At 69.9% G+C, this 18,546-nt stretch carries 22 protein-coding genes and 1 pseudogene; 7 read left to right on the top strand and 16 right to left on the bottom strand.

Features of this window, described 5'->3' with window-relative positions:
* Positions 1-19: 19 nt before the first annotated feature.
* The 5 genes from miaB to A6Q81_RS15660 all read right to left on the bottom strand — a co-directional run bounded on the left by miaB (position 20) and on the right by A6Q81_RS15660 (position 4,481).
* The gene (miaB, locus tag A6Q81_RS15640; protein WP_286691032.1) at positions 20-1,537 is read right to left on the bottom strand and encodes a tRNA (N6-isopentenyl adenosine(37)-C2)-methylthiotransferase MiaB; all 1,518 of its coding nucleotides are present in this window, start codon (positions 1,535-1,537) and stop codon (positions 20-22) included.
* A gap of 106 nt (positions 1,538-1,643) precedes the next feature.
* Positions 1,644-2,978, bottom strand: a complete 1,335-nt coding sequence (locus A6Q81_RS15645) for an alpha/beta hydrolase (protein ID WP_286691033.1) — start codon at positions 2,976-2,978, stop codon at positions 1,644-1,646.
* Positions 2,969-3,169: a hypothetical protein gene (locus A6Q81_RS15650; protein WP_286691034.1), complete on the bottom strand. Its 201-nt coding sequence runs from the start codon at positions 3,167-3,169 to the stop codon at positions 2,969-2,971. Before A6Q81_RS15650 ends, A6Q81_RS15645 begins: the two co-directional genes overlap by 10 nt.
* 129 nt (positions 3,170-3,298) lie before the next feature.
* Entirely contained in the window at positions 3,299-3,721 is a 423-nt protein-coding gene (locus A6Q81_RS15655; protein ID WP_286691035.1) for a VOC family protein, read from the bottom strand.
* Between the two features lie 76 nt (positions 3,722-3,797).
* Positions 3,798-4,481, bottom strand: a complete 684-nt coding sequence (locus tag A6Q81_RS15660) for a DUF305 domain-containing protein (protein ID WP_286691036.1) — start codon at positions 4,479-4,481, stop codon at positions 3,798-3,800.
* A 123-nt stretch (positions 4,482-4,604) separates the two neighbouring features.
* On the opposite strand from A6Q81_RS15660, the gene A6Q81_RS15665 reads away from it, so the two are divergent.
* The 5 genes from A6Q81_RS15665 (at position 4,605) to A6Q81_RS15685 (ending at position 9,554) form a co-directional block, all read left to right on the top strand.
* On the top strand, positions 4,605-6,158 hold the full coding sequence (locus tag A6Q81_RS15665; RefSeq protein WP_067856865.1) for an LVIVD repeat-containing protein: 1,554 nt from the start codon (positions 4,605-4,607) through the stop codon (positions 6,156-6,158).
* A gap of 183 nt (positions 6,159-6,341) precedes the next feature.
* Complete coding sequence (locus tag A6Q81_RS15670) at positions 6,342-7,070, top strand: amino acid ABC transporter ATP-binding protein (protein ID WP_286691046.1); 729 nt, start codon at positions 6,342-6,344, stop codon at positions 7,068-7,070.
* A gap of 43 nt (positions 7,071-7,113) precedes the next feature.
* The gene (locus tag A6Q81_RS15675) at positions 7,114-8,007 is read left to right on the top strand and encodes a glutamate ABC transporter substrate-binding protein (RefSeq protein ID WP_067856859.1); all 894 of its coding nucleotides are present in this window, start codon (positions 7,114-7,116) and stop codon (positions 8,005-8,007) included.
* Positions 8,008-8,082: 75 nt separating this feature from the next.
* Positions 8,083-8,727 carry an amino acid ABC transporter permease gene (locus A6Q81_RS15680; protein ID WP_067856856.1) on the top strand — a complete coding sequence of 215 codons (645 nt, stop codon included), beginning with the start codon at positions 8,083-8,085 and terminating at the stop codon, positions 8,725-8,727.
* Entirely contained in the window at positions 8,724-9,554 is an 831-nt protein-coding gene (locus A6Q81_RS15685) for an amino acid ABC transporter permease (RefSeq protein WP_286691037.1), read from the top strand. The genes A6Q81_RS15680 and A6Q81_RS15685 overlap by 4 nt, the downstream gene beginning before the upstream one ends.
* Before the next feature lie 3 nt (positions 9,555-9,557).
* Here A6Q81_RS15685 and A6Q81_RS15690 read toward each other — a convergent pair whose 3' ends face one another.
* Positions 9,558-10,019, bottom strand: coding sequence for a hotdog fold domain-containing protein (locus A6Q81_RS15690; RefSeq protein WP_286691038.1), 462 nt, complete (start codon positions 10,017-10,019; stop codon positions 9,558-9,560).
* 81 nt (positions 10,020-10,100) lie between these two features.
* Between A6Q81_RS15690 and A6Q81_RS15695 the strand changes: the two genes are divergently transcribed.
* Entirely contained in the window at positions 10,101-10,658 is a 558-nt protein-coding gene (locus A6Q81_RS15695) for a PadR family transcriptional regulator (RefSeq protein ID WP_286691039.1), read from the top strand.
* Positions 10,659-10,680: 22 nt separating this feature from the next.
* Here A6Q81_RS15695 and A6Q81_RS15700 read toward each other — a convergent pair whose 3' ends face one another.
* The 10 genes and pseudogenes from A6Q81_RS15700 to A6Q81_RS15745 form a co-directional block, all read right to left on the bottom strand.
* Entirely contained in the window at positions 10,681-11,247 is a 567-nt protein-coding gene (locus A6Q81_RS15700) for a regulatory protein RecX (RefSeq protein ID WP_236749849.1), read from the bottom strand.
* Positions 11,248-11,249: 2 nt separating this feature from the next.
* Complete coding sequence (recA, locus tag A6Q81_RS15705) at positions 11,250-12,329, bottom strand: recombinase RecA (protein ID WP_067856842.1); 1,080 nt, start codon at positions 12,327-12,329, stop codon at positions 11,250-11,252.
* A 446-nt stretch (positions 12,330-12,775) separates the two neighbouring features.
* Positions 12,776-13,219, bottom strand: a complete 444-nt coding sequence (locus A6Q81_RS15710) for a hypothetical protein (RefSeq protein WP_286691040.1) — start codon at positions 13,217-13,219, stop codon at positions 12,776-12,778.
* Between the two features lie 105 nt (positions 13,220-13,324).
* Positions 13,325-13,519, bottom strand: a complete 195-nt coding sequence (locus tag A6Q81_RS15715; protein WP_067861477.1) for a DUF3046 domain-containing protein — start codon at positions 13,517-13,519, stop codon at positions 13,325-13,327.
* Positions 13,520-13,564: 45 nt separating this feature from the next.
* Entirely contained in the window at positions 13,565-14,086 is a 522-nt protein-coding gene (locus tag A6Q81_RS15720; RefSeq protein WP_286691041.1) for a GNAT family N-acetyltransferase, read from the bottom strand.
* Between the two features lie 92 nt (positions 14,087-14,178).
* On the bottom strand, positions 14,179-14,475 hold the full coding sequence (locus tag A6Q81_RS15725) for a helix-turn-helix domain-containing protein (RefSeq protein ID WP_286691042.1): 297 nt from the start codon (positions 14,473-14,475) through the stop codon (positions 14,179-14,181).
* Positions 14,476-14,553: 78 nt separating this feature from the next.
* Entirely contained in the window at positions 14,554-15,033 is a 480-nt protein-coding gene (locus A6Q81_RS15730) for a CinA family protein (RefSeq protein WP_286691043.1), read from the bottom strand.
* Complete coding sequence (gene pgsA, locus A6Q81_RS15735) at positions 15,030-15,653, bottom strand: CDP-diacylglycerol--glycerol-3-phosphate 3-phosphatidyltransferase (protein ID WP_286691044.1); 624 nt, start codon at positions 15,651-15,653, stop codon at positions 15,030-15,032. The genes A6Q81_RS15730 and pgsA overlap by 4 nt, the downstream gene beginning before the upstream one ends.
* Before the next feature lie 29 nt (positions 15,654-15,682).
* Positions 15,683-16,162 (bottom strand): hypothetical protein, encoded by a 480-nt coding sequence (locus tag A6Q81_RS15740; protein WP_067856825.1) that lies wholly within the window; start codon positions 16,160-16,162, stop codon positions 15,683-15,685.
* A 4-nt stretch (positions 16,163-16,166) separates the two neighbouring features.
* A pseudogene (locus A6Q81_RS15745) lies at positions 16,167-17,603 on the bottom strand (DNA translocase FtsK); the annotation flags it as partial.
* 15 nt (positions 17,604-17,618) lie between these two features.
* Between A6Q81_RS15745 and A6Q81_RS15750 the strand changes: the two are divergent.
* Positions 17,619-18,546, top strand: a 928-nt coding sequence (locus A6Q81_RS15750; protein WP_286691045.1) for an EAL domain-containing protein, incomplete at its 3' end; no start/stop codon positions are given.

The following is an 18,546-nucleotide window of genomic DNA, read 5'->3' on the forward strand; positions in this document are numbered from 1 at the left end:
CGCCGAGCTCAGCGAGGGGTCAGCGGGCGCAGGCGGGGGCGTCGACGACCGGCAACGGGGCCGGAACGCCGAGCGACGGCATGCCGAGGGAGACCGCGGGGCGCACCTCGGTACGTCCCTGGCGAGCCTCCCACGCGTCGCCGGCCCGTGTGCGGCGGTAGGAGACGACGTCGGCGTCGCTGACGAGGTGGTGCGGTGCGGCGTGCGTGACGGTGACCTCGACGAGGTCGCCGGGGCGCACGTCGTGCCCGCCGGGCGCGAAGTGCACGAGCCGGTTGTCGCGCGCGCGACCGGTGAGGCGCTGGGTCTCGTGGTCCTTGCGGCCGCCGGCGGCGCTGTGGTCGGAGACGAGCAGCTCGACGGTGCGGCCCTCGAGCCGCTGGTTCTCCGCCCAGGCGGTCTCCTCGACGGCGGCGGCGAGGCGCATGTAGCGCTCCTGCACGACCTCCTTGGGCAGCTCGGGCAGGTCGGCGGCGGGCGTGCCCGGCCGGCGCGAGTACTGGAAGGTGAACGCGCTCGCGAAGCGCGCCTGCCGGACGACGTCGAGCGTCTCGGCGAAGTCCTCCTCGGTCTCGCCGGGGAACCCGACGATGATGTCGGTGGTGATCGCGGCGTCGGGCATCGCCTGGCGCACGCGGTCGAGGATGCCGAGGTACTTCTCCTTGCGGTAGGAGCGCCGCATCGCCTTCAGCACCCGGTCGGAGCCGGACTGCAGCGGCATGTGCAGCTGCGGCATGACGTTGGGCGTCTCGGCCATCGCGGCGATGACGTCGTCGGTGAAGTCCTTCGGGTGCGGGCTCGTGAAGCGCACCCGCTCCAGGCCCTCGATCTCCCCGCACGCGCGCAGGAGCTTGCCGAACGCGAACCGGTCGCCCAGCTCCACGCCGTAGGCGTTGACGTTCTGGCCGAGCAGCGTCACCTCGACGACGCCGTCGGCGACGAGCGCCTCGACCTCCGCGAGCACGTCGCCGGGCCGGCGGTCCTTCTCCTTGCCGCGCAGGGCGGGGACGATGCAGAAGGTGCACGTGTTGTTGCAGCCGACGCTGATGGAGACCCAGGCGGCGAACACGGAGTCACGCTTGGTGGGCAGCGTCGACGGGAAGACCTCGAGCGACTCGAGGATCTCGACCTGCGACTCCTCCTGCACCCGCGCCCGCTCGAGCAGGACCGGGAGCGAGCCGATGTTGTGCGTGCCGAAGACGACGTCGACCCAGGGCGCACGCTTCGTGATGGTGTCGCGGTCCTTCTGCGCGAGGCAGCCCCCGACGGCCACCTGCATGCCGGGGTGCTGGGCCTTGAGACTCGCGACGTGCCCGAGGTTCCCGTACAGCTTGTTGTCGGCGTTCTCCCGCACCGCGCACGTGTTGAACACGACGAGGTCGGGGATCGCGGCGCCCCCGTCGGCGTCCGACGTGTGCTTGGCGTACCCCGCGGTCTCCAGGAGCCCCGACAGCCGCTCGCTGTCGTGGACGTTCATCTGGCACCCGTAGGTGCGCACCTCGTAGGTCTTCGCCGTCGGCGTCGCTGCAGCAGTCATGACCGCTCAATCGTACGTGCCGGGCGGCACCCCTTGGACGACGGCGGGCGCCGGCGCCCAGCGACCGTGAGGTCACCGAACGCCGACGCCCGTGGTGGGTCGCAGGTCAGGGACGGATGGCGTCCCGCTGCATCTGCTGGCGCAGCTCGCTCGGCGCCGGGGTGGCGCTCTGCGTGCGGGCGGTCGCCTGCTCGGGCACCGGCTGCGGGAGCGGCTGGCACACGACGTCGGCGCGGTTGCCCGACACCCGTCGCGGCAGCTTGCCGGTGAGCAGGTAGTCGGCGATGCGGTTGTCGGTGCACGCGTTGCCGCCGAGCGACCCCGAGTGCGTCGTGCCGCCGGAGACCGCCACCAGGCGCGCGCCGGGGTAGCGCTTGCGGACCTCGATGCTGCCCGCGTAGGGCGTGGCGGCGTCGTACGTCTCGTTGATCATCAGCACGCTCGTCGACTTCGCGCCCTTCACCCGGACGGGCTGGTGCGCCTTGGCCGGCCAGTGGCGGCACGGCTCGTTGTACCAGGCGTTCGCCCACGTCTCGAACGGGGCGATCGCGTCGAGCGCCCAGTTGTCGCGCGCCCACTTCTCCCAGCTCGTCGGCCAGGCGGCGTCCGTGCACTGGACGCCCAGGTACACCGCGTAGCCGTTGTCGTCGCCGTAGCCGCTCGCGTCGAGGTACGCGGCGTTCAGCGACGCGACGTCGCCCTGGTTGACGAAGTCGGAGAAGACCTGCGCCAGGTCGGTCCACGTCGACTGGTAGTAGCCGGCGTACAGGAAGGAGTCGTTCCACTCGCTGCCACCCAGACGGTTGCCGTCGGCGTCCGCGACGGGCTCGTCGTAGAGCTTCTCCTGCGTGTCGTAGAAGAGGTTGCGGACGGCGCGGGTGGTCGTGCCGAGGTGGTAGACGTCGTCGTAGCGGGCGATCCAGGCGAACCAGCGGTTCACGTTTTTGTCGAACGGCTCGTTCTGGTTCAGGTTGCCCTGGTACCAGACGTCGCGCGGGTCGACCGTGCCGTCGAAGATCATGCGGCGCACGTGCGACGGGAACAGCGAGGAGTACACCTGGCCGAGGTAGGTGCCGTAGGAGAAGCCGTAGTAGTTGATCCGCTTCTGGCCGAGCGCGATGCGGATCTGGTCGAGGTCCTTCGCCACGTCACGGGTCGTGAGGTGGTCGAGGATCGGCCCGTTCTTCTCGGCGCACGCCGTCGTGTAGGCGTTCGTGCGCGCGAACCACGCGTCGCGGATCTCGGTGGTGCTCGGCTCGTAGCGGGGACGGTCGTACCCGCCGTAGTTCGGGTCGCACGAGACGGCCGGAGCGCTCTGGCCGACGCCTCGCGGGTCGAAGCCGATCCAGTCGTAGGCTGCACCGGCGTTCTTCGGGATCGCGCCGCCCAGGCGCGACAGGCCGAGGCCAGAGCCGCCCGGTCCGCCCGGGTTCACGAGCACGACACCCTGGACTGGGCACCGGCGCGCACGAGCCCCGGGCCGCTGTCACCGAACGACGCACACGAGCCCCAGCTGACCGACGGCGCCTGGGCCGCAGCGCTCGGCGGTGCTGCCTCCGCCGTCGCGGGCAGCGCGAGCGTGAGCGCGCCGACCGAGACGATCGCGAGCGCACCGGACATCCACTTCTTCATCCGACATCCTCCACCGTGAGAGGTTCCTCCCCGATGGAGGACCGTCGGACACCGTCACACGCGGTGGATGCGGGGCGCAACCACCCGAAGGTCACGATCGTGAAAACTTCACGACCGTCACCGGCACGGTCAGGACGTCGGAGCGGCGATCTCCAGCGCGATCCCGTCGGGGTCTCGGAACTCCAGGATCGCCTGCCCGCCGACGTCCTTGACGTCCTCGTGCAGGATGCCGAGGTCGTCGAGCACCGCGACGGCGTGGTCGAGCGCAGCGCGGTCGGCGACGGCGAGGCTGAGGTGGTCGAGCCCGATCCGGTCTTCGTCGAAGGAGTCGTCGCCTGGAGCGACCGGGCGCAGGCCGAGGAGTCCTCCGGGGAACTGGTAGATCACGCCACCGAAGAGGAAGGAGAGCTGCTCCCGCGTCTGCTCGTCGGGGTCCTCCGGCAGCTCGAACGCGACGTCGAAGCCGAAGACGTCGTCGTAGAAGCGGCGCGAGACGTCGATGTCGCGGACGGTGAGGCGGACGTGGGCGAAGTCGGTGGCGGCGATGGGCACGAAGGCTCCTTGGAGTGGGCGGGACGTGCCTCCACGCTCACACGGGTCGGGCCCGACCGCGACGCGAACGCCGGCCTCAGAGGTCGGCGAGCAGCTGACGCATGCGGTCGATCTCGGCCGTCTGGTCCGCCGCGATGCTGGTCGCCAGCTCGTTGACCTGCAGGTCCGCACCCTCGCGCACCACCGTGTCGACCATCTCGATGGCGCCCTGGTGGTGCATGATCATCAGCTCCAGGAACAGCCGGTCGAAGTCCTTCCCGCGCGAGGCCTCGAGTTCCTCCAGCTGCGCCTCGCTCGCCATCCCGGCCATGTCGTGGACGTCGCCGCCGTGCGAGCCGTGGCCACCGTGGCGGCCCATCGGGATGTTGCCACCTTCGATCTGCTCCTTCGTCGGCGCGTCGAGACCCTGGTCGGTGAGCCACCCGGCCATGAAGACGATCTCGGGGCGCTGGGCCCCGTCGATGCGGTCGGCCATGGTGCGCACGGCCTTGCTCCCCCGCGCGTCGGGGGCGAGCTGGGCCATCTGCAACGCCTGCGCGTGGTGCGGGATCATCATCTGCACGAACTCGACGTCGGCGTCGTTCGCCCGCGCCCGCTCGATCTCGGGCGCCTCGTCGAGCACCTCGGCCTTCTCCCCCGGCTTGCCCGGCTGGATCACGGCACCGTCGACCTGCCGTGACCGGTCGTCGCCCGAGCAGCCCGAGAGCAGCACCGCCGACGCGGCCAGTGCCACCGTGACGCCCCGCAGAGGTCGTCGCATCCGAGTCCCCTTCCCCCGAAGTGGAGCCGTCATCAGATCGTCATCGACGGACCCGCGCGGGCCCTTGTCGCCGTGACGGCTTTCGGGTGAGGATAGCCGGACATCGGGGGAAGGACACACCACATGCGTCATGCACGCAGACGGGCCACGACGGCCCTGCTCGGAGCCGCCGCCACCGGCGCGCTCACCACCGCACTGCTCTCGCCCTTGGCCGCCGTGGCCGAGGAGAGGACCGAGGAACGGGTCGAGACCCGTCCCTCGAAGGAGTGCAAGGGCGAGCGCACGTTGTCGGAGGCCGACCGCCTCGCCGGCAACTGCCTGCCCGGCAACGACACGGCGCGGATGAACGCCAGCGGCGTCGACCTCGCACCCGGCGAGGAGGCCAGCAGCGCCAACGTCAAGCGCCTCGCCACCATCGCCAAGCAGGGCGCCTTCGCCTCGGAGGATGCCCTCAACAGCGACCTCGCGTTCCAGGGCAAGTACGCCTTCGCCGGCAACTACAACGGCTTCACGGTGTACGACATCTCCAAGCCGGCGAAGCCGAAGACCGTCGCGCAGGTCGTGTGCGCCGGGGCCCAGAACGACGTCTCCGTGTACGACGACGTGCTCATCCTCAGCACCGACTCCTCGCGCAGCGACTCCTCGTGCGAGAGCACCGCCCAGTCGGCGACCATCAAGGACTCGTGGGAGGGCATCAAGGTCTTCGACATCTCCGACCCGCGCCGTCCGGAGTACGTGGCCGCGGTCGAGACGCCGTGCGGCTCGCACACGCACACGCTCGCGCCCGGCAAGAGCAAGGGCGCGAAGGGCAAGGGCAAGGTCGACGACCTCTACGTCTACGTGTCCTCGTACGCGCCGAACGCGGCGTTCCCGGACTGCCAGCCGCCGCTGGACTCCATCAGCGTCGTCAAGGTGCCGCTGAAGAAGCCGTCCACGGCGCGCATGATCTCCCAGCCCGTGCTGTTCCCCGACGGCGGCAACCCGGCCGGCGGGTACTCGCGGGAGACGAGCGGCTGCCACGACCTCACGGCCTACCCGAGCAAGGACATCATGGCGGGCGCCTGCATGGGCGACGGCATCCTGCTCGACATCGAGGACCGGGAGAAGCCGAAGGTCACCGAGAACGTCCGCGACACCGAGAACTTCGCGTTCTGGCACTCGGCGACCTTCAACAACGACGGCACGAAGGTCGTGTTCACCGACGAGCTGGGCGGCGGTGGCGCGCCCACCTGCAACCCGACGGTCGGCGACACCAAGGGCGCCAACGGGATCTACGACATCACCCGCTCCGGCGACTTGGAGTTCAAGAGCTACTACAAGATTCCCCGGACCCAGGCCAACACCGAGAACTGCGTCGCCCACAACGGCTCGCTGGTCCCGGTGAAGGGCAAGGACATCATGGTCCAGGCCTGGTACCAGGGTGGCTGGTCGATGTACGACTTCACCGACTCGGCCAACCCGAAGGAGATCGCGTGGCACGACCGTGGCCCGAACGACGCCGAGCGTCTCGTGGTCGGCGGTCCGTGGTCGACGTACTACTACAACGGCCACATCTACTCCAACGAGATCCAGCGAGGTTTCGAGGTGTTCCGCGTCGACGACCGTCGCATCAAGGGAGCCGAGCGGGTGAGGTTCAAGGAGCTCAACCCGCAGAGCCAGCCGCGCTACCGCGAGTAGGTCTCCCACCCTCGCGGTCCTGAGACGTCGGCCGCCGTGCGCAGCTCCCCTGCGACGGCGGCCGACGTGTGTCCGGACGGTTGCCGACGTCCCGCCGGCCGTCGCTTCAGGTGACGATTCGATTGCGGACTTGCAGGACGGGGCGGTGTCGCGGATAGGTTGTCGGCCATGGCTGACACACCCATGGTGGCCATGCGGGGGGTCCAGAAGCACTTCGGGTCCCTGCATGTGCTGCAGGACATCGAGCTCGACGTCGCACGCGGCGAGGTCGTCGTCGTGATCGGGCCGTCGGGCTCGGGCAAGTCGACGCTCTGCCGGACGATCAACCGCCTCGAGACGATCGACGCGGGCGAGATCACCGTCGACGGCGAGCCGTTGCCGGCCGAGGGCAAGGCCCTCGCCCAGCTGCGCGCCGACGTCGGGATGGTGTTCCAGTCCTTCAACCTCTTCGCCCACAAGACGGTGCTCGAGAACGTGACCCTTGGCCCGATCAAGGTGCGCGGACAGTCGAAGTCCGACGCCGAGGCGCGCGCCATGGAGCTGCTGCGCCGGGTCGGCGTCGACTCGCAGGCGCAGAAGCTGCCGGCCCAGCTCTCCGGAGGCCAGCAGCAGCGGGTCGCGATCGCGCGGTCGCTGGCCATGGAGCCGAAGGTCATGCTCTTCGACGAGCCGACGTCGGCGCTGGACCCGGAGATGATCAAGGAGGTCCTCGACACGATGGTCGACCTCGCCCGGGGCGGCATGACGATGATCGTCGTCACCCACGAGATGGGCTTCGCCCGCACGGCCGCCGACCGCGTCGTGTTCATGGCCGACGGCCGGATCGTGGAGCAGAACACCCCGCACGAGTTCTTCAGCGCTCCGCGCTCCGACCGTGCGAAGGACTTCCTCGGCAAGATCCTCAACCACTGAGCCTCCTGGAAGTACCCAACCAACCGATCGAGGGGAACACACCATGAAGGTGCGCACCATCAAGCTGGCCGCGGTCGCGGCGGCGGTCGTACTGGCCGCGTCGGCCTGCGGCAACGCAGGCGAGGACGACGGCACGACCGCGTCCGGCAACGAGTACGAGGTCGTCGACAGCCCGGACTTCGAGGCTGGCACGCGCATGGCCGACCTGGCCGAGGCCGGCACGGTCAAGATCGGCGTGAAGTTCGACCAGCCCGGTGTCGGCTTCCGCGCCGCCGGGTCGGACACGCCGACCGGCATCGACCCGGAGCTCGGCAAGATCATCGCCGGCCAGCTCGGCATCGAGCCTGACAAGATCGAGTGGGTCGAGACCATCTCCGACAACCGCGAGCCGTTCCTGCAGAACGGCACGGTCGACTTCGTCATCGCGTCGTACTCGATCACCGACGAGCGTCGCAAGGTCGTCGGCCAGGCCGGCCCGTACTACGTGACGGGGCAGAGTCTGCTCGTCGCGAAGGACGACGACTCCATCAACGGCCCGGACGACCTGTCGGGCAAGAAGGTCTGCTCCGTCACTGGCTCGACGTCGATCAAGACCGTCGAGGAGGAGTACGGGGCCACGCCTGCCGGCTTCGACACCTACTCCGAGTGCGTCGACCAGCTGAAGAACGGCTCGGTCGACGCGGTCACCACCGACGGTGCGATCCTGCTGGGCTACGCGGCCCAGGCGCCCGACGAGCTGAAGGTCGTCGGCGAGCCGTTCTCGGAGGAGCGCTACGGCGTCGGCTACAGCAAGGACGCCCCGGAGCTGTGCCAGTTCCTGAACGACAGCATCGAGAAGGCGTACGACGACGGAGACTTCGAGAAGGCCTTCGACGCGACGCTCGGCAAGTCGGGCAACGACGTCCCGGCGAAGCCGACGCTCGACGCCTGCGCCTGATCCCCGCGGCGGTCGCCGGGCCCACGACAGGCCCGGCGACCGTCGCTCCACCCTGCGATCCCCCACGGAGGTGACGTGGACGCGTTCACCGAGAACTTCGACCTGGTGCTCTCCGGCTTCGGCGAGACGCTGAAGCTGCTCGTCGTGTCAGGGCTCATCGCCCTCGTCGTCGGCACGCTCGTCGCGGTCGCGCGCGTCTCCCCCGTGCCCGTCCTGCGTGGTGTCGGCATCGGCTACGTGACGATCTTCCGCAACACGCCGCTGCTCGTGCTCATCCTGCTGACCTACTACGGGCTGCCCGAGCTCGGCATCGACTTCGGCTTCTTCGTCATGGTCACGATGGCGATGGGCCTGTACACGGCCGCCTTCGTCACCGAGGCGATCCGGTCGGGCATCAACGGCATCGGCCTCGGCCAGGCCGAGGCGGCCCGCTCGCTCGGCATGCCGTTCTCCCTGACGATGACGCAGGTGGTCCTGCCGCAGGCGTTCCGGCTCACCGTGCCGCCGCTGGCGAGCGTGATGATCGCGCTGACGAAGAACACGTCGCTCGCGGCCGTCTTCGGCATCGCCGAGGCGACCTTCCGCATGAAGGGGCTGAGCAACGACTACGCCAGCGAACGGGTGGTCATCTTCGCCGGGATCGCGCTCGGCTACATCCTCATCGTCGAGCTGATCTCCTTCGGCGCCAACCGCTTCGAGAAGGCCTGGAGGGTCGCATGAGCAACGCCTCGGTCCTGTTCGACGTGCCCGGCCCGCGGGCCGCACGTCGCCACCGCATCGCCGGCGTCGTCACCGTCGTCGGCATCCTCGCCCTGCTCGCGCTCGTCGTCTGGAAGCTCTGGTCGGAGGACCAGCTGACAGCGCAGCAGTGGGAGCCGTTCGTCACGCCACGCCTCGTCGACCTGCTGCTGCAGGGTCTGCTGGACACGCTGCGTGCCGCCGGACTCGCCATCGTCGGCGCGGTCGTGCTGGGTGTCCTGCTGGGCGTCGGCAAGCTCAGCGACCGCGCCGTGGTGCGGTGGCCGTCGTGGCTCGTGGTCGAGTTCTTCCGCGCCGTCCCACTCTTGCTGCTCATCATCTTCGTGTGGGGGCTGGCCGGGAACCCGAACGGCGTCATCTTCCCGCTGGTGGTCGGGCTGGTGCTCTACAACGGCTCCGTCCTCGCCGAGGTGTTCCGCGCCGGCATCAACGCGGTGCCGCGCGGGCAGGCCGAGGCCGGGTACGCGCTCGGGCTCACGAAGTCGACCGTCACGCGGATCGTCCTGCTGCCGCAGGCGGTGAAGATCATGTTCCCGTCGATCATCAGCCAGTGCATCGTCGTCCTCAAGGACACCAGCCTCGGGTACGCGATCCTCGCGCCGGGACTCACCGTGGCCGGTCGGGACATCTTCCGGACGTTCGACAACCGTCTGGCCACCGCGCTCGTGCTCGCGGCGATCTACATCGTGCTGAACCTGCTGCTGACGTTCATCGGTGAGGGGGTCCAGAAGCGCTACGTCGGCACCAGCCGCCGTGGCGGAGCGGTGGGCGCGACGACGGGCGCCTGAGCGTCAGCGCTTCTTGGGCGTGACCCAGAGGTGGATGGTGCCGGCCACGGTGACCGTGCCGTCCTTCAGGGCGGCCGTGACGCGGACCGGGACGTCGGGGCCGTCGGCCCAGGCCTCGGGTTCGGACTCGGCGGTGCAGACGAGGTCGCCGTCGGACTTCGCCAGGTACTGCACGTCCATGCCCTTGGGTAGCCAGCGGTGGTCGCTCGGGCAGGTCGCCTCGGCGAGCAGTCCCATGGCGGCCTCGAGACCGTTGCACGCTGCGATCGCGTGCACGGTGCCGATGTGGTTCTGCACGCTGCGCCGCTTGGGGATGGTGATCTGCGCGAAGTGCGGCTTCATCTCCTCCACGCGGAGGTGGATCGAGGCGAAGTAGGGCGCCTTTTGTCCGTAGAAGATCGAGAACAGGCGCTTGCCCTGCGGGAGCGCTGACATCTTCTGGTACACGTCGAGGGTGCTGGGCATGCGCGCGAGTCTAGGACGCTGACAGCGACGCTGTCTGCGTCGCCGGGCCGAGTGTGGCGAACCGCTCAGTAGGGTGAGGCCGTGAACCTGTCGATGACGTCGTACGCGCTGCTCGGTCTGCTCGCGTTCGACGACATGTCGCAGACGACGGGTCTGACGGGCTACGAGCTGAAGCAGCGGGCGGACCGCACGCTCAAGTTCTACTGGACGTCGCCGGCGATGAGCCAGATCTACACCGAGCTCGACAAGCTGCTGGAGCGTGACCTCGTGCACGCCGTGGAGCACGTCGAGGGCCGTCGCACGACCCGCCGGTTCCGGATCAGCGACGAGGGTCGCAGCCAGGTCGAGCGCTGGTTGTCGGCGCCCGTCGACGACCCGTTCCCGGTGCTCAAGCACCCGGTGGCGTTGCGCCTGCTGATGGGCCATCTGACGTCGGCCGAGCACGTGCAGGAGATGCTCGAGGACTATCTGATCCGCCTCGCAGACCGGCGGCGTGAGCTCGAGGCCGTCCGTGAGCTGCTGGGCGACGTCGAGGAGGTGCGGTACGCCGCGCGCGTGGCCGAGTGGGGGTTGTCGTACTACGACAGCGAGCGCGAGATCGTCGAGCGGATCCGGCGCGACGTCGAGGAACGCGGCTGAACCGCGCTCCTCGACGGGTCGCTCAGGTGGAGACCAGCGGGTCCCACGTGACGCCGGAGTCGTCGGCGTCGAGCTCCTCGCGGACGACGTCGAAGGCGACCTGCGGTGAGTACCCCTTGCGGGCGAGCATGCCGGTGAGCCTGCGGATGCGGGTGGTGTCGTCGAGACCGCGCAGGGAGCGCAGCTTCTTCTGCACCAGCCGGTGGGCCGCCTGACGTTCGGCGTCGGGGTCGACGTCGGCGAGCACGTCGCGGGCGAGGTCGTCGGCGATGCCCTTGCGGCGCAGCTCGAGGGCGAGCACCTTGGTGGCGAGCCCCTTGCTGCGCGAGCGTGACTCGACCCAGGCCCGCGCGAACGCGGCGTCGTCGACGAGGCCGACCTCCTCGAACCGGTCGAGCAGGCGGGCCGCGACGTCGTCGGGCACGTGCTTGCGGGCCAGTGCCTCGGCGAGCTCGGCGCGGCTGCGCGGCGAGTCGGTGAGCTTGTTCAGCAGGATGGTCCGGGCGACCGACTCGACGTCGGCGTCCGGGTCCTGCTGGACGTCACGTGGCGCGTCGGTCGGCGCCGGCGGCTCGTGTCCCCCGGCCACGCTCAGAACTCCGTGGCCGGCAGGTCGACGTCGTCGACCTCCTCGTCGAGCTGTGCACCGACACCGAGGTGCTCCTTGACGCGCTTCTCGAGCTCCTCGGCGAGGTCGGGGTTGTCCTTGAGGAACTGGCGTGCGTTCTCCTTGCCCTGGCCGAGCTGGTCGCCCTCGTACGTGTACCAGGCGCCGGCCTTGCGGACCATGCCGGTCTCGACGCCGACGTCGATCAGGCTGCCCTCGCGGCTGATGCCCTGGCCGTACATGATGTCGAACTCGGCCTGCTTGAACGGCGGCGCGAGCTTGTTCTTGACGACCTTGACGCGGGTGCGGTTGCCGACCATGTCGGTGCCGTCCTTGAGCGTCTCGATGCGGCGGACGTCGAGACGGACCGAGGCGTAGAACTTGAGCGCCTTGCCGCCCGTGGTGGTCTCGGGCGAGCCGAACATGACGCCGATCTTCTCGCGCAGCTGGTTGATGAAGATGGCGGTGGTGCCGGAGCCGTTGATGGCACCGGTCATCTTGCGCAGCGCCTGGCTCATGAGACGGGCCTGCAGACCGACGTGGCTGTCGCCCATCTCGCCGTCGATCTCGGCCCGGGGCACGAGGGCGGCGACGGAGTCGATGACGATGATGTCGAGCGCGCCGGAGCGGATGAGCATGTCGGCGATCTCGAGCGCCTGCTCACCGGAGTCGGGCTGGGAGACCAGCAGCGCGTCGGTGTCGACGCCCAGCTTGCGGGCGTAGTCGGGGTCGAGCGCGTGCTCGGCGTCGATGAAGGCTGCGACGCCACCGGCCTTCTGGGCGTTGGCCACCGCGTGCAGCGCGACCGTCGTCTTGCCGGAGGACTCCGGGCCGTAGATCTCGACGATGCGCCCACGCGGCAGGCCGCCGATGCCGAGCGCGATGTCGAGGGCGGTGGCGCCGGTGGGGATGACGCTGACCGGGACGCGGCCCTTCTCACCGAGGCGCATGACGGCGCCCTTGCCGTAGTTGCGGTCGATCTGGGCGATCGCGTTGTCGATCGCCTTCTCGCGCTGGTCGCTCGTCACGGCGGTGACGGGCGCGAGGGGGGACTTGGGAGGCATGCGCTGGTCCGTTCTGCTCGGTGGGTGGCCGGTCGTCTACGACGCTAGGGGCCACCTCAGACATCTGGAGCCTCGTCGACCCCGCCTGTGGACAGCGACACCCTTCGCGTCAACCGTGTGCACAACCGTAGTACGAACACCTGTTCGAGCGGGTGCGACACGCCGGGACGTGCGTGTGTGGCGTTTCCGGGGTCGCCGCTGCGCTGCCTCGGCCTTCGCTGGGGCTGGTCACCGAAAGGGCCTCGACCGGACGGCTGGCATCGGCGATGGTCCGGGGTCTCGGGCTGTGGCTCGCGCTCGGGGTCGCCGCAGGATTCTGCGTTGGCTACGGGATCCCGTCGTGAACGCATCATCCTTCGGCCACGACACCCCTATCGGTGGATCTTCAACCGCAGGACGGTTCCTGAGGGTGCAGGTCCACCGATGGTGGCGGAGGGTCACTCGACCTACACGGAGGACCCGGACGAGGAGGCCTCGTCCTGGGTGGTGCTGCCGGACGGGGCCTGGTCGAGGCCGTCGGTGCCCGTGCCGTCCTGCGACGGGGGTGCGAGCTGGCCGTCGGGCGGAGTGGGGAGCTGACCGTCCTGGCCCATCGGGCCGCCGGCGCCGCCCGGGCCGGTCTGTCCCGTCGGACCGCCCTGCGAGGTCGTGCCCGGCGACGACGCGGGGCCCTGGCCGGCGACGGCGTGGCCGGTGGCGAAGCCACCCCCGAAGAGGGCGAGGGCGAGCACCACCGCGCCGGCGGCGACGGCAGCGGTCCGGCGTGGGCGCTCGGAGCTCGGCTCGACCGGCTCGTCGTCGGGCCGCGCGACCACGACCGTCTGCGGCGCGGTCGGGTGCTCGACGGTGTCGTCGACGTCGTGGGGGCGGATGGTGTCCGTGGTGCTCATCGTGGCTCCTTCGTCGGACCACTCGGCCCGTCGACCTCCACGATGGTCGGTCACCTTCGGCGCCCGCCGTGCCCATCCTGTGCGTCGCCCATGAGGGACACGGCTTCAGCGCTCGCGCGCGGGAAGCTCCAGGCTGGCGTGGACGGCGCGCCACACGACCTTGGGGTCGACACCCGCCTCGAGGGCCTCGCTGGCCGTCCGGCCGTCGAGCTCGGCCATGACCTGCGTCGCGGCCCAGACCCGCGCGTACCCCGGGCCGAGGTGGAGGGTCATCCGCTCCCAGAACTCGCTGTGCCTCATCGCGGCCAGCATGCCACGCGACACCCGGCGTCGGCGGGCCGGCCGTCAACCCAGCGCGACGATCTCGGCGAGCAGCCGGCGGTCGAGCGGACGGTCGGCGTGGATGATCCGGGCCGGGCCGTCGGCCCACGGCTCGACGTGGACCCGCTCGAGACCGGCCTGCTCGCTCACGCGGCCCGAGGCCGGGTTCGTCTCCATCGATCGCGCGACGACGGGCCAGTCGGGCTGCGTGCGCTGCGCGGCCCCGAGGGCGACGCTCGCGACCCACGTGCCGAGGCCGTGGCCCCAGACGCTCGGCGCGAGCCGGAAGCCCAGGTTCCACCAGCCGCCGCGGGGCGACACCCCACCGGTCCCGACGACGTCGCCGCGCACGGTGACGGCCCACTCCCCCAGGCCGCTCTCGCGCCAGTCGCGCTCGGCACGCTCGGCCAGCGCGACGCTGCGCTCGCGCTCGACGAACACGCCCTCGGGGAAGTGTCGCCAGGTCTCAGGATCGGAGTAGACGGCGTGCACGGCGTCGACGTCGTCGAGCACGAGCGGACGCAGGCCCCAGTCCGACGGGTTCATCGCGACACCACTACCGGTCCCGTCGTCGCCACCATGGCGTCAGCATGGCAGGCGCGCCCCGACGGACGGACGTCAGGCTCGGACCGCGTGCGTCAGGCCGCAGAGGCCGAGACCTCGCCCGGGGTGATGCTCGAGACGCTCGCGAGGTCGGTGGCCTCCTCGATGGCCAGCAGGGTGCTGACGTCGAGCAGGACCTTGCTGAGCGGGACGTCGAGCGCGGCGGCGAGAGCTGCGAGCAGCTCCGAGCTGGGCTCCTTCTGCCCGCGCTCGACCTCGGAGATGTAGCCGAGCGACACCCGCGCCTTGGCGGACACGTCGCGGAGCGTGAGTCCCTGCGCGACCCGGCGGGCGCGCAGCACCTCACCGACCAGCTGCCTCATGGCGGTCATGGTCCACCTCCTCCGCGTGGGTCACGTCGGGATCAACGTCGCTCGACCGGAGGTGATTCCCCGGTCTCGTGACAGGTCCTACTCACAGAGCGTAGCGACCAGGGACGACAGCGCAGCACCGACCGTCCCCCGACGGACGGCGTCGCGGTCGCCGTCGAGGTGCAGCGGCTCCGACCGCAGGCGGTGGTCGGGTCCGTCGAGGCCAACGAAGACGGTGCCGGCCGGCTTGCCCTCGTTCGGGCTCGGGCCGGCCACGCCCGTCGTCGCGATGCCCCAGTCGGCGTCGAGGAGACGTCGCACACCGTCGGCCATCTGCGCGGCCGTGCCGGGGTCGACAGCACCTCGCCGCGCCAGGTGCTCGCCGTCGACGCCGAGCACCGACTCCTTGACCCGCGTCGCGTACGACACGACGCCGCCCACGACGACGTCGGACGCGCCGGGCACGTCGACGAGCGCCGCGCACAGCAGGCCGCCCGTGAGGGACTCAGCGCACGCGATCGTCTCGCCCCGCTCCCGCAGGAGCCGGACGGCCTCGACCGCGGCCGGCAGGGGTGTCACGCCGCGCTCTTCGCGTCCCGTCGCAGGGCGATCGCGTCACGGACGTACTGGACGGCCGTGACCACCGTGATGACGAGGGCGGCGGCCATGAGCACGTGGGTGACCCAGCGCAGCACGTCGCTCGCGGTGTTGTCCCACAGCTCGAACGGCAGGACGTAGCCGCCGATCGCGAGGGCCTGCAGCGTCGTCTTGATCTTGCCGCCCTGGCTCGCGGGCATGACGCCGTACTTCTTCACGACGAACCGCATGAGGGTGATGCCCCACTCGCGCACGAGCAGGACGATGGTGACCCACCACCACAGCACGCCGATGATCGACAGGCCGACGAACGCCATGCCGGTGAGCGCCTTGTCGGCGATCGGGTCGGCCAGCTTGCCGAAGTTGGTGACCAGGTTGTGCTTGCGGGCGAGGTCGCCGTCGATCCGGTCGGTGATCATCAGCAGGGCGAACGCGACCCAGGCCCACACGCGCGTCGAGACGTCCTGGCCGTCCTGGGTGAGCAGCAGCCAGCCGAACAGCGGCACGCCGAGGATGCGCACCACCGTGAGGGCGTTGGCGATGTTCAGGTTGCTCGGGACGTGCTGGGGGTCCTGCTGGTGGCTGGCGTGGGCCGGCTCCATGGGTGCCTCTCGCTCGCGGGACGGACGGTTCAGTATGCCCCACCGCGTCGACGGGCGATCTCCTCGCGAGCCTCCTCGACCGACACGGTGGTCCCGAGGCCGAGGGGCGCGGTGTGGATGCGGCGCCCGTCGGGGCTGATCACCTTCACCCGCGGGTCGAGCAGGCCGTCGCGCGACTCGACCCGGATGTCGGCCATCTCGCTCCAGAGCAGACCTACCCAGCCGTCGCCGTCGCGCATGCGCACGCCGTGCGAGTCGGCCACGAACAGCGGCGTGCGGGCGTCACGCACGCCCTGCAGCACTGTCAGCGCGAGGAACAGCAGCACGCCCCCCGGGACCCAGAGGGCGGTGTCGTCGCGCTCCCAGGCGAGGAAGCCGAACCCGGCACCGACGGCCAGCGCGGCGAGCCCGACCACGAGGTAGAGCAGCGCGCGCCGGCGGATCTCGAACGGCTGGTCCTCGACGCCGTCGTCCTGGAGCGACTCGAGACGCTCGGTGCTCACGGCCATCACCTCATCCTGCGCTGATCGACGCCAGGACGTCGTCGAGGTCGTCGGGCTTGACGAGCACGTCGCGCGCCTTCGAGCCCTCGCTGGGCCCGACGACGCCGCGGCTCTCCATGATGTCCATGAGGCGTCCGGCCTTGGCGAAGCCGACGCGCAGCTTGCGCTGGAGCATCGACGTCGAGCCGAACTGCGTCGTGACGACGAGCTCGACGGCCTGGAGCACGAGGTCGAGGTCGTCGCCGATGTCGTCGTCGAGGTCGCGCGCGGCCTGGGCCGGGGCGGTGACGTCCTCGCGGTAGCTGGGCTGCAGCTGCTCCTTGCAGTGCTTGACCACCTCCGCGATCTCCGCCTCGGTGATCCAGGCACCCTGCATCCGCATGGCCTTGTTCGCGCCCATCGGCAGGAAGAGCCCGTCGCCCTGGCCGACCAGCTTCTCCGCGCCGGGCTGGTCGAGGATGACGCGGCTGTCGGCGAGCGAGCTCGTGGCGAACGCCAGGCGGCTCGGCACGTTGGCCTTGATGAGTCCGGTGACGACGTCGACGCTGGGTCGCTGCGTGGCGAGCACCAGGTGGATGCCCGCGGCACGTGCCAGCTGCGTGATGCGCACGACCGAGTCCTCGACGTCGCGGGGGGCGACCATCATGAGGTCGGCGAGCTCGTCGACCACGACCAGCAGGTACGGGTAGGGCGTGAGGACGCGCTCGCTGCCGGGCGGCGCCTGCAACGAGCCCGCCCGGACCGCCTTGTTGAAGTCGTCGACGTGCCGGAAGCCGAAGTTGGCGAGGTCGTCGTAGCGCATGTCCATCTCGCGCACGACCCACTGCAGCGCCTCGGCCGCCTTCTTCGGGTTGGTGATGATCGGCGTGATGAGGTGCGGGATGCCCTCGTAGGCGGTCAGCTCGACGCGCTTGGGGTCGACCATGATCATGCGCACCTCGTCGGGCGTGGAGCGCATGAGCAGCGACGCGATCATGGAGTTCACGAAGCTCGACTTGCCCGAGCCGGTGGCGCCGGCGACGAGCAGGTGCGGCATCTTCGCCAGGTTCGCGACGACGAAGCCGCCCTCGACGTCCTTGCCCAGGCCGATGACCATCGGGTGGTGGTCGCCGCGCGCCTTGCCGGAGCGCAGCACGTCGCCGAGGGAGACCATCTCCTTGTCGACGTTCGGGATCTCGACGCCGATCGCCGACTTGCCGGGGATCGGGCTGAGGATGCGCACCTCGTTGGACGCGACGGCGTAGGAGATGTTCTTGCTGAGCGCGGTGACCTTCTCGACCTTGACGGCCGGGCCGAGCTCGACCTCGTAGCGCGTGACCGTCGGGCCGCGGGTGTAGCCCGTGACCTGCGCGTCGATCTGGAACTGCTCGAGCACCTCGGTGAGCCTGTCGACGACCTCGTCGGAGGCGGCCGACCGGGCCTTGTGCGGGCTGCCCTCGCGCAGGACGGTGCGGCCACCGGCATGGCCACCGCGCAGGATCAGGCCGACCGGTCCGATCCCGACCGGTTCGAGGACGAGGAAGAAAGCGCCGACCTCTCCACGCGCCCGCTGGAAGATGCACCGCAGGACACGGTCGACCTGCCGACCGGCCAGAGCGCCGACAGCGACGAGATCGCCTTCGAAGCCGACACGCTCAGCTACGATTCGCCCAGCGACACCGTTACTGCCAGCGGCAGCGTCGTCCTGCGCAGCGGCGATCGCTCGGTACGCGCCGATCGCGTCACCAGCGCCGAAGCGCTGATCCGCTGGCACCATCCCGTTCGCGGCGATCTGCGCCCCGACATTTTCATTCCCTTGGCAGAAGAGACCAACCGCATCGACGAGCTGACACTCTTCGTCCTTCGTCGCGTCATCGACGACGTGCGGGAATGGCGAAAGGGCGGACTGGAGATACGGGCCGCGATCAATATCTCGGCGCGCCTCATTACGTCCGCGGACTTCACTGCTCGCGTGGAGAGCATTCTGCTAGAGGATAGGGTGCCGGCCGACCGACTGATCTTCGAAATCACCGAATCCGCGACCATCGGCCAGTTCGACCTCGCGTGCTCGGCGCTGCGCCGGTTCCGCGATCTGGGCGTGGGTGTTTCGATGGACGATTACGGCACCGGACAGTCCACCCTGTCCTACTTGAAACGCCTTCCTCTGACCGAATTGAAAATCGATCGTAGCTTTGTCCAACACGCCCATCGCGACCATGCCGACGCTCTGCTCGTAAGCTCCACTGTGGAACTGGCGCACCAGCTGGGCCTGCAGGTGGTGGCCGAGGGAATCGAGGAGGAAGCATGCCTCGACTTCCTGCGGGAAATCGGATGCGATTACGCGCAAGGCTATTTCATCGCCAGGCCGATGTCGGCGGATGCTTTCTTCGACACCGCTCAAACGACAATAG

Source organism: Aeromicrobium sp. REDSEA-S38_B2, assembly GCF_001628525.1.
GTDB classification, from domain to species: domain Bacteria; phylum Actinomycetota; class Actinomycetes; order Propionibacteriales; family Nocardioidaceae; genus Aeromicrobium; species Aeromicrobium erythreum.

Excerpts from the sequence above, each read along its gene's own strand:
- A6Q81_RS15710 (WP_286691040.1), bottom strand. The coding sequence starts at position 13,219 with ATGAGCACCACGGACACCATCCGCCCCCACGACGTCGACGACACCGTC.
- A6Q81_RS15660 (WP_286691036.1), bottom strand. The coding sequence starts at position 4,481 with ATGCGACGACCTCTGCGGGGCGTCACGGTGGCACTGGCCGCGTCGGCG.
- A6Q81_RS15650 (WP_286691034.1), bottom strand. The coding sequence starts at position 3,169 with ATGAAGAAGTGGATGTCCGGTGCGCTCGCGATCGTCTCGGTCGGCGCG.
- recA (WP_067856842.1), bottom strand. The coding sequence starts at position 12,329 with ATGCCTCCCAAGTCCCCCCTCGCGCCCGTCACCGCCGTGACGAGCGAC.
- A6Q81_RS15665 (WP_067856865.1), top strand. The coding sequence starts at position 4,605 with ATGCGTCATGCACGCAGACGGGCCACGACGGCCCTGCTCGGAGCCGCC.
- A6Q81_RS15740 (WP_067856825.1), bottom strand. The coding sequence starts at position 16,162 with ATGGCCGTGAGCACCGAGCGTCTCGAGTCGCTCCAGGACGACGGCGTC.
- miaB (WP_286691032.1), bottom strand. The coding sequence starts at position 1,537 with ATGACTGCTGCAGCGACGCCGACGGCGAAGACCTACGAGGTGCGCACC.
- A6Q81_RS15715 (WP_067861477.1), bottom strand. The coding sequence starts at position 13,519 with ATGAGGCACAGCGAGTTCTGGGAGCGGATGACCCTCCACCTCGGCCCG.
- pgsA (WP_286691044.1), bottom strand. The coding sequence starts at position 15,653 with ATGGAGCCGGCCCACGCCAGCCACCAGCAGGACCCCCAGCACGTCCCG.
- A6Q81_RS15720 (WP_286691041.1), bottom strand. The coding sequence starts at position 14,086 with ATGAACCCGTCGGACTGGGGCCTGCGTCCGCTCGTGCTCGACGACGTC.
- A6Q81_RS15690 (WP_286691038.1), bottom strand. The coding sequence starts at position 10,019 with ATGCCCAGCACCCTCGACGTGTACCAGAAGATGTCAGCGCTCCCGCAG.
- A6Q81_RS15725 (WP_286691042.1), bottom strand. The coding sequence starts at position 14,475 with ATGACCGCCATGAGGCAGCTGGTCGGTGAGGTGCTGCGCGCCCGCCGG.
- A6Q81_RS15670 (WP_286691046.1), top strand. The coding sequence starts at position 6,342 with ATGGTGGCCATGCGGGGGGTCCAGAAGCACTTCGGGTCCCTGCATGTG.
- A6Q81_RS15685 (WP_286691037.1), top strand. The coding sequence starts at position 8,724 with ATGAGCAACGCCTCGGTCCTGTTCGACGTGCCCGGCCCGCGGGCCGCA.
- A6Q81_RS15675 (WP_067856859.1), top strand. The coding sequence starts at position 7,114 with ATGAAGGTGCGCACCATCAAGCTGGCCGCGGTCGCGGCGGCGGTCGTA.